This is a genomic window from Paenibacillus chungangensis, from assembly GCF_042675905.1.
Classification (GTDB): domain Bacteria; phylum Bacillota; class Bacilli; order Paenibacillales; family Paenibacillaceae; genus Pristimantibacillus; species Pristimantibacillus chungangensis.
In genome coordinates this window covers 21,407-33,808 of record NZ_JBHTJZ010000008.1, presented here as the reverse complement: position 1 = coordinate 33,808, position 12,402 = coordinate 21,407, and the positions used below count along the sequence as shown (strand labels likewise).

13 protein-coding genes are annotated in these 12,402 nt (G+C 53.9%); 8 read left to right on the top strand and 5 right to left on the bottom strand.

The window, feature by feature from the left end; genetic code table 11:
• Positions 1–49 precede the first annotated feature (49 nt).
• Positions 50–910 carry a potassium channel family protein gene (locus tag ACFQ2I_RS07360; protein ID WP_377563216.1) on the bottom strand — a complete coding sequence of 287 codons (861 nt, stop codon included), beginning with the start codon at positions 908–910 and terminating at the stop codon, positions 50–52.
• Positions 911–938: 28 nt separating this feature from the next.
• Positions 939–1,928 carry a tryptophan--tRNA ligase gene (gene trpS, locus ACFQ2I_RS07355; RefSeq protein ID WP_377563214.1) on the bottom strand — a complete coding sequence of 330 codons (990 nt, stop codon included), beginning with the start codon at positions 1,926–1,928 and terminating at the stop codon, positions 939–941.
• A 505-nt stretch (positions 1,929–2,433) separates the two neighbouring features.
• Between trpS and ACFQ2I_RS07350 the strand changes: the two genes are divergently transcribed.
• From ACFQ2I_RS07350 to ACFQ2I_RS07315, 8 genes are all read left to right on the top strand, one after another.
• On the top strand, positions 2,434–2,883 hold the full coding sequence (locus tag ACFQ2I_RS07350; protein WP_377563212.1) for a MarR family winged helix-turn-helix transcriptional regulator: 450 nt from the start codon (positions 2,434–2,436) through the stop codon (positions 2,881–2,883).
• An 86-nt stretch (positions 2,884–2,969) separates the two neighbouring features.
• Positions 2,970–3,917, top strand: coding sequence for a ring-cleaving dioxygenase (locus ACFQ2I_RS07345; protein WP_377563210.1), 948 nt, complete (start codon positions 2,970–2,972; stop codon positions 3,915–3,917).
• The gene (locus ACFQ2I_RS07340) at positions 3,917–4,531 is read left to right on the top strand and encodes an alpha/beta hydrolase (RefSeq protein WP_377563208.1); all 615 of its coding nucleotides are present in this window, start codon (positions 3,917–3,919) and stop codon (positions 4,529–4,531) included. The genes ACFQ2I_RS07345 and ACFQ2I_RS07340 overlap by 1 nt, the downstream gene beginning before the upstream one ends.
• 33 nt (positions 4,532–4,564) lie before the next feature.
• Positions 4,565–5,182, top strand: a complete 618-nt coding sequence (locus tag ACFQ2I_RS07335; RefSeq protein WP_377563206.1) for a flavin reductase family protein — start codon at positions 4,565–4,567, stop codon at positions 5,180–5,182.
• Positions 5,183–5,826: 644 nt separating this feature from the next.
• Positions 5,827–7,422 (top strand): spore germination protein, encoded by a 1,596-nt coding sequence (locus ACFQ2I_RS07330; protein WP_377563204.1) that lies wholly within the window; start codon positions 5,827–5,829, stop codon positions 7,420–7,422.
• 37 nt (positions 7,423–7,459) lie between these two features.
• Positions 7,460–8,656 carry a Ger(x)C family spore germination protein gene (locus ACFQ2I_RS07325; RefSeq protein ID WP_377563202.1) on the top strand — a complete coding sequence of 399 codons (1,197 nt, stop codon included), beginning with the start codon at positions 7,460–7,462 and terminating at the stop codon, positions 8,654–8,656.
• 79 nt (positions 8,657–8,735) lie between these two features.
• Complete coding sequence (locus ACFQ2I_RS07320) at positions 8,736–8,891, top strand: hypothetical protein (RefSeq protein WP_377563200.1); 156 nt, start codon at positions 8,736–8,738, stop codon at positions 8,889–8,891.
• A gap of 27 nt (positions 8,892–8,918) precedes the next feature.
• Positions 8,919–10,103 carry a GerAB/ArcD/ProY family transporter gene (locus tag ACFQ2I_RS07315; RefSeq protein ID WP_377563198.1) on the top strand — a complete coding sequence of 395 codons (1,185 nt, stop codon included), beginning with the start codon at positions 8,919–8,921 and terminating at the stop codon, positions 10,101–10,103.
• A gap of 37 nt (positions 10,104–10,140) precedes the next feature.
• On the opposite strand, the gene ACFQ2I_RS07310 is transcribed toward ACFQ2I_RS07315, so the two are convergent.
• The 3 genes from ACFQ2I_RS07310 to ACFQ2I_RS07300 form a co-directional block, all read right to left on the bottom strand.
• Positions 10,141–10,707, bottom strand: a complete 567-nt coding sequence (locus ACFQ2I_RS07310; protein WP_377563196.1) for a beta-class carbonic anhydrase — start codon at positions 10,705–10,707, stop codon at positions 10,141–10,143.
• 128 nt (positions 10,708–10,835) lie between these two features.
• Positions 10,836–11,681 carry a 1,4-dihydroxy-6-naphthoate synthase gene (locus ACFQ2I_RS07305; RefSeq protein ID WP_377563381.1) on the bottom strand — a complete coding sequence of 282 codons (846 nt, stop codon included), beginning with the start codon at positions 11,679–11,681 and terminating at the stop codon, positions 10,836–10,838.
• Between the two features lie 2 nt (positions 11,682–11,683).
• A complete protein-coding gene (locus ACFQ2I_RS07300) occupies positions 11,684–12,388 on the bottom strand; it encodes a futalosine hydrolase (protein WP_377563194.1) in 705 nt (234 codons plus the stop codon).
• Positions 12,389–12,402: the final 14 nt, after the last annotated feature.

Here is a 12,402-nt window from a genome sequence, read left to right as displayed (position 1 = left end):
CTCGTTATGGCGCTTGCCTCGTGCATTCGGCTCACAGAGCTGACGGTGATCAGACGGACGGAGGAGGCGGATTGTGAATAGAGGAAGCGGAAGCGCTTGTCGAAGATTCCTTCGCACTATAGACTGACTTCCCATCCACCGTCTCGATCCTCTTCGCTTCCGCCGCTTTGGCGTCGGAATCTGCTTTCATCTTGGCGAGCGCCTGCGTCAACAGCTCGTAATCGGCATCCGACCAGTTCGGATATTGCTCCAGCTTCGATTTCACGAAGTTATACTCCGAATTGTCTTCCTTCTCTTTGTCCTGACCGATAAAGTACGTGGCGATGGATGCGGTCACCATACCGATCAAGCCAATACCGAACAACATCAGAATGACGGCAATCACCCGGCCAAGCGCCGTCTCGGGAGACAAGTCTCCATATCCCACTGTAGTCGCCGTTACAATCGACCACCAGAGCGCATCGTGGTATTCGTCGATCGTCGGTTCAATCATATAGATCGGTATCGAGGCGACGAAGATTAAGCCCACGGCGAACGCTAGCACCTTCTCCATCCCGTTCGTCCGCAAGATAAGGAAGAACGTCTTGGAGTAGTGTGAGACGATCAGTACTGCCCGAATGAGGCGGAACAGTCTGGCTAGCCTTGCGAAGCGGAATAATTCATCGAGCGGAATGATTGCGATCAGCTCGAATGGGTGCTTTCGAATATACTGCCACTTCATGTCGGACTTGAACAGCCGATAGAAGTAGTCGGCTGCGAAGATAAGCAATACCGAACGGTCGACCCATACTCCCACTGTACCCGCATCATCAATCCAGATGAATGAGACGGACATAAGCGCTAGCAGGAACATGATCATTTCATAAATAATTTGGCGTCTCGATCTTGCGTGCACCTCTTGTGAATGCATGCCTTACCTCCCCCACAATGATGATGCGCTATTCAAAAGTGAGCAGTCCCATTGCTTTCTTGGCATCGTTCAACGTCTTGTTCGCCACTTCCGCAGCGCGGCGCGCTCCGTCCTTCAAGATACGATCCAATTCCTCGGAATGTACAATCTCCTCATAGCGCTGCTGGATCGGCTCCAGCTTGGCGATGACGACCTCTGCCAGCTCCTTCTTGAACGCGCCGTACCCCTGTCCCTCATATCGCTTCTCAATGACGGGAATCGGCTCCTCGGAGAAGACGGAGTAGATCTCCAGCAGATTGCTGACGGCGGGCTTGGTATCCCAGTCGTAGCGGACGCTCATCTCGGAATCCGTGACCGCTCTGGCGCACTTCTTTCGTATGTCGGCCGGCTTATCCAGCAACAGAATATAGCTGCTCTTGTTGGGATTGCTCTTGCTCATCTTGCTGGACGGATCGTCCAGCCCCATAATGCGCGAGCCTTGCTCCTGAATGACGGGCTCAGGGACGACGAACGTTTTTTTGTACTTGTTGTTGAAGCGGGTCGCCAGATCGCGGGTCAGCTCCAGATGCTGCTTCTGGTCGTCGCCGACGGGCACATGCGAAGCGCGATAGATAAGAATGTCGGCCGCCATCAGCGCCGGATAGGTGAACAGGGCGGAGCTTACGGAATCCTGACCGCCCGACTTCTCCTTGAATTGCGTCATGCGGCTCAGCTCGCCGAAGTGCGCTTGCGTCTCCATCAGCCAGCCGAGCTCTGCGTGTGCAGGCACATGGGATTGCATGAAGATCGTACTCTTATCGGGGTCAATGCCCGCCGCGATGTACAGAGCTGCAATTTGCCGCGATCTCTCGCGCAGCTCCTTGGGGTCTTGATAGACGGTAATGGCGTGCAGATCGGGTACGAAGAAGAAGCATTGGTAGTCTTTCTCCATTTGCACGAATTGGCGGAGAGCGCCGGCGTATCCGCCAATATTCAGCTCGCCGCTAGGTTTGATGCCGGATAGAATACGTTTTACCATAGGTCATTCCTCATTTCATTAAGTATCATAACAAAAAGCTTCGTCCTTGATTAAACCAGGGACGAAGCTGTTACTCCGCGATACCACCCAAATTCGGCCATAGCAGGCCGCTCTCTGTCATGAACGGAGCAAGCAGGCGCTAGCGATCGCGCTTCCGTTGCATACTTTCGTTCATGCCTCCCGAAGATAACGGCGGGAGCTGCCGTCAGAGCCTACTGCCCATTCGGGATTCGGTCTGAGGCGAAGGGACCCATTCACCTAAGGCGCATGCGCCGGACCTTGCACCATCCGCCGGCTCGCTGTCAGCACTCGCTCAAGGGCTACTTTTTCCCTTCATAGCTTTAACATATAGATTGAATTGTTCAATAGCATACCGATATTTGAGCCGTTCGTCAAGAGGAGGAGCTTGTTAAGTAGGAACTAGACTTAAGAATGTTGACATCACTCATCGCAAATGTTATCTTTACATTAAGATATTCAATTTGAAAGGGAATTGAGGGCGCCTATGAGCGAAGACAAGCAGCAGCATCTTGCCCTACAGCTGTACATTACCGTATCGCGTGCTAGCCAATGGCTCATTGCCCATGCGGACCGCGATATTCGGCAGCATGGCCTTAATCGAACAGAATTCGGCGTGTTGGAATTGCTATATCATAAGGGACCGCAGCCATTGCAGCAGATAGGCAGCAAAGTACTGATGAGCAGCGGCAATATAACGTATGTTGTAGACAAGCTGGAGAAGAAGGGCCTGGTTAGACGTAGGGCGAGCAAGGAAGATCGCCGGTTGATCTATGCTGAAGTTACGGATCAGGGAAGCCGGTTCATAGAAGATATATTTCCTGAGCATACTACGGTTATCGAGCAAGCAGCGGCAGGTTTGACGGAGGAAGAGAAGGAGCAAGCTATCCTATTGATGAAGAAGCTTGGACGATATGCGCAGCAGTCTTTCGAGTAGCGCTTGGCCGCTGAGGGACTGCTCTCCAACTATTATATATCTTTAATTTAAGAAAATGCAAATTGAAATATAAAGGAGAATGAATGATGAGTTTACAAACCGCTGGCATTCATCATATTACGGCGTTTGTGCGCAATCCGCAGGCAACGACAGATTTTTATGGGGGCATATTGGGACTCAGGCTGGTGAAGAAAACGATTAACTTCGACGCGCCGGAAGTGTATCATCTGTACTTCGGAGATCAGAAGGGCAGCCCGGGAACGATTATGACGTTCTTCCCTTGGGAGCAATCGCGTAAAGGGCGGATCGGTGGCGGCCAAGTCGGCGTGACAAGCTATGTGGTGCCCGAAGGTACGCTTGATTACTGGAGAGAGCGGCTGCAAGCGTTCGGTCTAGAGACAGAAGAAGCGGAGCGCTTCGGCGAGCGGTACTTGCAGCTGGCAGACCCTGACGGCTTGCGGGTCGAGCTTGTTGCGCGGGAGGAAGGGCCAAGCAGCGAGTGGAGCTTCGGAGGTGTGCCGGCGAATAAGGCAATCAAGGGCTTCGGCGGCGCGATATTGCTCAGTACAGCGCCCGAACGGACCGGCGATTTGCTGGAGAAGGTGATGGGTCTGACGAAGATTGCCCAGGACGCGGACTACACGCGATACAGATCCTATGGCGAACTGGGCAATGTCATCGACTTGAATGTATCTCCTGCAGCGCCTGGCATCGGCGGCTCTGGAACGGTCCATCACATTGCCTGGCGGGCGAAGGATGACGAGGAGCACGAGCGCTGGAGAAGCTATGTAGCCGGCAGCGGCTATCAGCCGACACCGGTTGTGGACCGGCAATATTTCAATGCCATTTATTTCCGTGAAGCGGGAGACATTCTGTTCGAGATTGCGACAGATCCGCCCGGATTCCTCCGGGATGAGGAGCTAGACCATCTGGGAGAGAAGTTGATGCTTCCGGAATGGTATGAGCCGCACCGGGCAGAGATTGAGCAATTGCTGACGCCTTTCGAGGTTCGGGAAGTGGAGGAGATGAACTGATGCAGCATATTTATCGGGAAGGAACGAATGCCGCAGCGCCAGTCTTACTGATGCTGCATGGGACCGGAGGGACAGAGCATGACCTGCTGCCTCTGGCAAAGCTCGTCTCGCCGGAATCGGCAGTTTTAAGCATCAGGGGCAATGTGCTGGAGAACGGCATGGCGAGATTTTTCCGGCGGCTGGCGGAGGGCATATTCGATGAAGAAGATCTGGTGCTGCGAACGAGGGAGCTGAATGACTTCCTTGACAGCGCAGCGAGACAATACGGCTTCGCTCGAGATAACATCGTGGCCGTAGGCTACTCCAATGGCGCGAACATAGCCGCCAGCCTTCTGTTCCATTACAGCAGAGCGCTTCGCGGAGCTATTCTTCACCATCCCATGGTGCCGCTTAGAGGCTTGGCGCTGCCGGAGCTGGCCGGCGTTAGCTGCTTTATCGGAGCGGGGGAGAATGACCCCATCTGTTCGCCGGAGGAGTCCAGGGAGCTGGAGAAGCTGTTGGCCGGCGCCGGAGCAGCGGTACGCATGCATTGGGAGCGGGCGGGGCATTCTCTGACGGCAACGGAAGCGAATGCGGCCGCCGCATGGTTCAAGGAGAACTATATAGATGGGTAAGTGAGGAGAAGAATAAGAAGGGAGAAGGTCGATATGATATCCATTGATCCCGGGGGACAGAGTGTACAAGAGAACTATAAATTATTAATCGGCAGCGTCATTCCGCGTCCCATCGCACTCGTGACGACTCTGTCGGAGGAAGGGGTGCTGAACGCTGCCCCCTTCAGCTTCTTCAACATTGTTACGGCTTCGCCGCCTATCTTGTCCCTCTCCGTTCAGCGCAAGAACGGACTGCGGAAGGACACCGCGCGCAATGCGATAGCGGCCGGGGCGTTCGTCGTTCATATTGCCGACGAGCGGTATGCGGAGGCGATGAACGCCACCGCCGCTCCGGTAGAGCCTCATGTCAGCGAGGTGGAGCTAGCTGGCCTGACGGCCGTTCCGAGCGATTGCATTGCCGTTCCGGGTATTGCAGAAGCGCGAATACGAATGGAGTGTGTGCTGGAACAAGCGCTGCCGTTGGGAGAAGGAGAAGGGGAGGGGGGACCTTCTTGCGATCTGTTGCTGGGTAGAGTCGTCCGCTTCCACATTGCCGACGAGTTGTATATGGATGGCCGCATCGATGCAGCGGATCTTCAGCCGATCAGTCGGCTAGCGGGCAACGATTACGCCAGGCTTGGAGACTCGTTTACGCTCATTAGACCGAGTTAAATAGAGGACCGGGTAGATAGGGGCATGAGCATTGGGATCGCTACCTCGGTTGGAGGTAGGAGAGTGGGCGAATGGTGGGCTGTAAGCGATGTGACCTCGGATGCTATGTAGGGATAGGTATGAAGACGCCGCCCAAGGGGGCAATAGCCGTTTACGCTTGAATAGGATAAAACAATGAAGCCGGGGAGGTTAATCTAACTGTATTTCGTGTCATTAATCTATCGAAATACGCCTACATATGACAAATGAACTGGATTTTATGCTATTATTCTGGCCGAGAGATGAGTTTTCGTGTGATAATATCTCTTTTAACTGTACATTTTCCACTTGCAGGGCATAGAGTGGCTTTTTTTGCCATAATAACTACCTGAAATCCAGTTGATAAGCCTCCAACTCCGTATGAAACGCGCGAGTTGGAGGCTTATTTCTTTCACGCCACTTGACCTTGTTCTTGCATAAGCTCCAGACGCTTGGCCACCCAGCCCTCCAGCGCAGCCACCTGTTCAGTACCGTCGCATCGACAAGCGGAATCCATACGATGATGGGGGATTAGAGTTGGCGGTCACTCATCTTCGGCGATGTCTAAACGTGTCGAATATGGCCAATAATGGATAACTAGCGACTATATGCCGAGGGAGACAGCGATGAGTTCTAATTCCAATTCCAATGCCAGTTCCAATCCGGTTGCAGAAGGCGTGCAATCCGCATTGCCCCAGCTGAATAGCAGTCTTGCCGCCAATGTGAATAGGGTAAGGAAGACGATGGGCGAGAGCACGGACATCATCATCCGCGAGGTAGTCATTGGGAAGTCCCGTGAGCAGCGGATGGCTATTCTATATACAGACGGCTTGGCGGATAAGGATGCCGTAGCCGACTTCATCATGGAATCATCCATGCTTGACATGGAGCAGTCGGCTCTGACGGAGCAGCTGTTGGATGGTGGAAGCGCTCTGCAAATGCTTCAGAGCACCGCCTTGTCGATCGGCGAAGTGAAAGCCATAACGGACTTCGAAGATCTGCTCCATAACCTGCTGTCAGGCGAAGCCATCATCTTGTTGGACGGCTATGCGGAAGGGATCGCTGCGGGCACCCGTGGATGGAAGGACAGAGGGGTGACGGAGCCTGCCACAGAATCGGTCATTCGTGGGCCGAGAGAGTCGTTCTCGGAGACGCTGCGTACGAATACGGCACTCATACGGCGCAAGATTAAAGATCCCAATCTGTGGCTGGAGACAAGACAGATCGGCCGTGTGACAAAGACAGATGTAGCCGTCATGTTCATTAAAGGCATTGCCAGTGAGAAAGTCGTGAAAGAGTTGCGAGTCCGGCTGGATCGCATCGATACTGACGCGATTCTGGAGAGCGGCTACATTGAGGAGCTCATTCAGGATAATGCCTACACGCCTTTCCCTACCGTGTACAATTCCGAGCGGCCGGATGTGATCGCAGCCGAACTGCTAGAAGGGAAAGTGGCGATATTAGTCGATGGCACGCCGTTTGTCCTTATTGTGCCGGCGCTGTTCGTGTCGTTTCTCCATGCGGCTGAAGATTATTACCATCGTTCGGATATCAGTACGCTTGTCCGTATATTGCGTTATTTGGGGGTGTTCATTGCCCTGTTCGGTCCTTCCCTGTATGTGGCGATTACGACTTACCATCAGGAGATGCTGCCGACACAGCTATTAATCAGCTTGGCAGCTCAGCGCGAAGGCATACCGTTCCCAGCATTCATTGAAGCGATCATGATGGAGGTATCCTTCGAAATATTAAGAGAGGCCGGCCTGCGCATGCCGCGTTCGGTCGGATCGGCGGTATCAATCGTTGGAACGCTCGTTATCGGGCAGGCGGCAGTTGAGGCGGGCATCGTATCCGCGGCCATGGTTATCGTAGTAGCTACGACGGCGATAGCCAGCTTTGTATTCCCTGCCTATAGCTTGGCCAATACGATTAGAATGCTTCGCTTCCTGCTTATGGGATTGGCGGTATCCTTTGGGATGTTCGGCATTATCGTTGGCGTATTCGCCATTCTGCTCCATCTGTGCAGCCTGCGTTCGTTCGGCGTACCGTACTTGAGCCCCTTCGCTCCCATGATTCCTGAGGATCAGAAGGATACGCTCTTCCGGTTGCCGCAATGGGCGATGACGACGCGGCCCCGCTTGATTAGCCAGAGGAATATCGAGCGAGAGCAGAGTCACGATCTGGCTAAGCCGCAGCCGCCGCAGCCAAAGCGATCTTCATAGCGGAATGGATTGATGGAGAAAGGGGCAAGACATGGCCATGACAAGAATATCATCCCTTATCGCGCTCCTGCTGGTTGTTGCCGTGCTGTTGACGGGCTGTTGGAATCGCAGAGAGCTGAATGATCTGTCTATTGTCGCGGGCTTGGGAATCGACAAGTGGAAGGACAAGTATATGCTCACCGTTCAAGTGGTTGACCCCGCAGAAGTTGCGGCAAAGCAAGGAGCCAGCGGCCGATCGCCGGTAACGACTTATTCGGCGACGGGAGATACGCTGTTCGAGGCGATCCGGAAGATGACGACCGTCACGTCGCGGAAGCTGTACTTCTCTCATCTGCGCATTTTGGTGCTCGGGGAAGAGCTTGCCAGGGAAGGGATTGCGGAGACGATTGATTTGTGGTCGCGCGACCCGGAGACCCGCACCGACTTCTATCTGCTGGTCGCCAGAGGCATGCAGGCACAGAAGGTGCTGGAGGTGCTGACTCCGATGGAGAAGATCCCGGCGAACAAATTGATGGCCTCGCTTGAAGTGTCCGAGAAGGCCTGGGCGCCAACGGTATCGATTCAATTGGATGAGTTGATCACCGACATTGTAAGCGAGGGAAAGCAGCCTGTACTGACGGGGGTCAGCATTCTGGGCAATCAGGAAGAGGGGACTAAGATGGAAAATGTGCAAACGCCAAAGCCTGCCGTCAATCTGATCTATAAGGGAATAGCCGTATTCAAGGGTGACAAGCTGGTCGGCTGGCTGAATGCTGAGGAAAGCAAGGGCTACAGTGATCTGACCAACAAATTGGACAGCACCATTATTGAGCTCGGCTGCCCGGAGGGAGGAAAACTAGCAGTCGAAATCATACGCGCCAACACCAAGGTGAAGGGCAAGCTGAGAAACGGAGAGCCGGAGGTGGACATTGCTATTCGGTCAGAAGCGAATATTGCCGATGTGGAATGCAATATAGATTTGATGGATACAGAGATGATTTCCTTATTGGAGACAAAAGTGGAAGCAGCGGTCAAAAACCATGCCGACTATGCGCTTAAGAAGGCCAGGAAGTTGAAGAGCGACATTTTTGGATTTGGAGAGGCGATTCATCGGGCAGCTCCACGATATTGGAGGAAACATAAAGAGGACTGGGTGGAGATTTTTCAACACTTGCCAGTCAATATGCACGTAGAAGTTAAAATCAGGCGATTGGGAACGACTGGCGGTACGTTTATACATGAAATGAAGGAGTAGTGTTGTGGCGATTTTTGGAATTGTATCGGCTGTTGTGATATTAGCTGCTATTGAAGTGCCTTTACTGTGGAGGAGGCGCATGGGTAAGGAACTGTGGATCTATACCGCCTTGATGCTGTTCGGATTGGCGCTGGCTATCGCGAAGAGCATGGATCTGCCCTTGCCCAACCCGCTGGATTGGGTGGCCTACATCTACGGACCTGCCAGTAATCTGGTCGATCGGCTGCTTCCATAATGTCTGGAGATGTCAGGAGGGCTGTATATGAACAGTGAGCAAAAAATAAGTCCGAGGCAGTTCGGCATACTTGCCGCATTGTATTCCATTGGGACGGCCATATTGATTAGTCCCGCTGTGCTGACTGCCGAAGCGAAGCAAGATGCTTGGCTGGCGGCAACGCTTGGCATAGGGCTCGGCATGTTGCTGGTATTGCTTTACAATAAGGTCGGCAGCCTCTATGCGACAAAAAATCTGGTAGAAACGATGGAAGCGCTGCTTGGCAAGTGGCTGGGCAAAGCGATTGCGATAACGTTTATATTTTTCACCTACGTGACATCGGCGGAAGTGCTCTATCTCTTCGGAAACTTTTTGACGACGCAAATTATGCCGGAGACGCCAATGCAGGCCCTCAACATCTTGTTTGCAAGTATTGTCATATTCGGTTCTCGGCTTGGCATAGAGGTGGTGGCCCGGTTCGCGGAGTTGCTGTTCCCGGTGTTTATCGGCCTCTTTATCTTGCTGGTTGTCTTTGTGTCCCCGCAGATACACACCGACAATCTGCTGCCCTTCATGGAGTCAAGCGGCGGCATCATCATTGGTACCGCGCTCTACTTTACGAGTATTTTCTCGCTCTCTCCCGTCGTGCTGCTAATGATCTTTCCGGATTCCGTTAACCGTACGGAGGCAGGGAGGAAAGCCTTCCTTAAGGGCACGCTCGTTGGCGGCATTATACTGTTGGTTATTATTTTACTATGCCTGCTAGTGCTTGGGGCGGAGTCGACAGCCAGGCAGATCTATCCCAGCTATTCGCTGGCCAAGAAGATTAACGTAGGCAACTTCCTGCAGCGCATTGAAATTATTATGGCCATGATGTGGTTCATCTCCATCTACTTCCGGTTATCTTGCTACTTCCACGCAGCTGTCAAGGGGGTAGCTCAAGTGCTGGATGTGAAGGATTACCGCTTCCTGGTTGTGCCTATGGGCATTACCATGATTACTCTCTCGTTAATGGTGCATCCAAATATATTGCATTCCGCATTGTACAACCGCGAGACTTGGCTTGTCTACGCCTCCACATATGGCTTGCTGCTGCCGCTGCTGCTGTTAACCGTGCATGCCGTGCGGCAGAAATTCGGGAAGGGAGGCAATAGCGGAAGCGGCATCAATCGAAGCGAGCCGCCTCGGGAGACGGAGTCGGGAGAGACGTCTTCCGATGGCAACGAGCAATAGCGGAGCCGTCGGCTCCGCTATTGTATGGAATCTGCGATTATTCTTCCCGGTAGTCCTCTACCAGTACCTCAAGCTCGCCCGTATCGGGATGCATGAGGAAGCCGTGAACCGGAATAGATTGCGGGAACAGCGGGTGGTTGCGAATCAGCTTGACGCTGTGCATGACACCGTCTTCCGGGCTTTTAAAGCCGCGCAGGAACTTGTCCATGCGAATGCCGGAATTTTCCAGCGTCTTCACGACGATGGGATCGATGCCGTGGTCGCTGAACTTGTCGACGATGCTCTGCGTGTTCAGGTTGGTCATGCCGCAGCCGTGATGGCCGATGACGAGCACTTCGCGGGCTCCCAGCTCATAGACAGCGACCAGTATGCTGCGCATGGCGCTTCCGAACGGTTGGGTCAGTATAGCTCCCGCGTTTTTAATGAACTTGGCGTCGCCGTTGCGCAGATTGAGCGCCTTGGGCAGAAGCTCCATCAGACGTGTATCCATGCAAGTGAGAATGGCAAGCTTCTTCTCGGGGAATTTATCGGTTAAGTAGGCTTCGTATTGCTTCTCCTCGACAAATTTCTTATTGAACTCCATCAACTGTGATACGGTAGACAATAATCATTCCTCCTCTGGCTGTGCGTTTTAAGTCGCTTATCGCTGAATGGCCTCATTGATAAAGGTCTTCTAAATAATTATTCACACAATGACCCCATACGTCAATGTGGTAAATGGTGAAGTAAATGTTAATTGCGAAGCAGAGCCGGGTCGAAAGAAGGGACCAGTCCTTCATCGGCCGCCCGCAGCAGCAACGATTCCACGGCAGTATAGCCTTCCTCTCCGAGGCTATGGCTGAAGGCATTCACATATAATGCAATATGCGACTTGGCGACGTCAGGCGACATCTCCTGCGCATGCTCCATCACGTAGCTTCGGGACGCTTCGGGATGGGCCCAGGCGTAGTCCAGCGAGGTCCGAATCCAGCTGCTGACGTCGCTGGCTTCCATCGTTCTGCGGGCAATAATGGCACCGAGCGGAATAGGGAGTCTGGTATCCGACTCCCACCATTCGCCGAGATCCGCCACCATATGCAAGCCGTAAGAAGCGTAAGTGAACCTGGCTTCATGGATAACCAGACCGGCATCGATCTTACCGTCTCGAAGAGCCGGCATAATCTCATGGAATGGCATGACGACAATATTCCCTACTCCTCCAGGCACATGCTTCGCGGCCCATAAGCGGAACAGTAGATAGGCGGTGGATCGGTCGCTGGGCACTGCGACAGTCCGACCGGATAGAGAGGCGGCTCCTGCAGAGTCGGCAGGCAAGCTCTCTCCCGTCAAGACAAGCGGGCCGCAGCCGCGGCCCAACGCGCCGCCGCAGGGAAGCAGTCTGTAATGCTGCAATACCCAAGGTAAGGCGGCATAGGAAATCTTCATTACCTCGGGCCCTTCCCGATCAGCCGCTAGCCGGTTGGTAACATCAATGTCGGCATACGTGACGGAAAGTTCCGGAGCGCCGGGCAGCAATCCTTGCGCCCAAGCATGGAAGATGAAGGTATCATTCGGACAAGGGGAATAAGCGATATGAATAGTCATTGATGCATCTCCTTCGCAATGAATCGGATTGCCGAGAATGCCTCACTCAGCACCTGCATCGCCTCACCGATCCGCCAGGCGGCGCGGTCACGCGGTCCGACGGCATTAGAGATGGAGCGGAGCTCGAGAAATGGGACTTCCAGCTTGGCTGCAGCCTGGGCAACGCCGTAACCTTCCATCGCTTCGGCGGCGGCTCCCGGGACGAGACTAGCGCGTAGTCCGGCTGTCTCCGCGGTTCCCGTCGCGGTGGAGACAGTGAGCACCGGGCCGACATGGAGAGGCAGACCGGATTGTCGAATGACACCCTGAAGACGCTCTCGCCAGGCTTCGCTAACGGGAAGGGAGGCGCTGCCGAAGCCGAGCTCATCGAGGGGGATGAACCTCTCCGCCGTCTCGGCTCCAAGGTCTGCGGCGATAACGACATCCGCCAGTACGAGCGTGCCAAGCTCCGCCGCTCCGCTGAATCCCCCGCCGATGCCTGCGCTGATGACCAGCTCGTAGGATGGGGAGGCCGCCAGCTCCAACGCAGTTGACACTGCAGCAGCCGCAGGTCCGACTCCGCCTGCAATGACGGTAAAGCTCGTGTTCTCATCCAAGCCGCGCAGCACGGCGTCACGTTCCGCGTCAACTGCCGTGACGACAAGAATGCGGGGGGCTAAACAATTGTCAGCTTGAATATGATTATTCTTCTGTTGTGTCATGAGGTTCTGAAGCT

Coding starts and splice junctions, on each gene's coding strand:
- ACFQ2I_RS07320 (WP_377563200.1), top strand. CDS start 8,736: ATGGGTAAGGAACTGTGGATCTATACCGCCTTGATGCTGTTCGGATTG.
- ACFQ2I_RS07325 (WP_377563202.1), top strand. CDS start 7,460: ATGACAAGAATATCATCCCTTATCGCGCTCCTGCTGGTTGTTGCCGTG.
- ACFQ2I_RS07300 (WP_377563194.1), bottom strand. CDS start 12,388: ATGACACAACAGAAGAATAATCATATTCAAGCTGACAATTGTTTAGCC.
- ACFQ2I_RS07345 (WP_377563210.1), top strand. CDS start 2,970: ATGAGTTTACAAACCGCTGGCATTCATCATATTACGGCGTTTGTGCGC.
- ACFQ2I_RS07360 (WP_377563216.1), bottom strand. CDS start 910: ATGCATTCACAAGAGGTGCACGCAAGATCGAGACGCCAAATTATTTAT.
- ACFQ2I_RS07335 (WP_377563206.1), top strand. CDS start 4,565: ATGATATCCATTGATCCCGGGGGACAGAGTGTACAAGAGAACTATAAA.
- ACFQ2I_RS07315 (WP_377563198.1), top strand. CDS start 8,919: ATGAACAGTGAGCAAAAAATAAGTCCGAGGCAGTTCGGCATACTTGCC.
- trpS (WP_377563214.1), bottom strand. CDS start 1,928: ATGGTAAAACGTATTCTATCCGGCATCAAACCTAGCGGCGAGCTGAAT.
- ACFQ2I_RS07330 (WP_377563204.1), top strand. CDS start 5,827: ATGAGTTCTAATTCCAATTCCAATGCCAGTTCCAATCCGGTTGCAGAA.
- ACFQ2I_RS07350 (WP_377563212.1), top strand. CDS start 2,434: ATGAGCGAAGACAAGCAGCAGCATCTTGCCCTACAGCTGTACATTACC.
- ACFQ2I_RS07340 (WP_377563208.1), top strand. CDS start 3,917: ATGCAGCATATTTATCGGGAAGGAACGAATGCCGCAGCGCCAGTCTTA.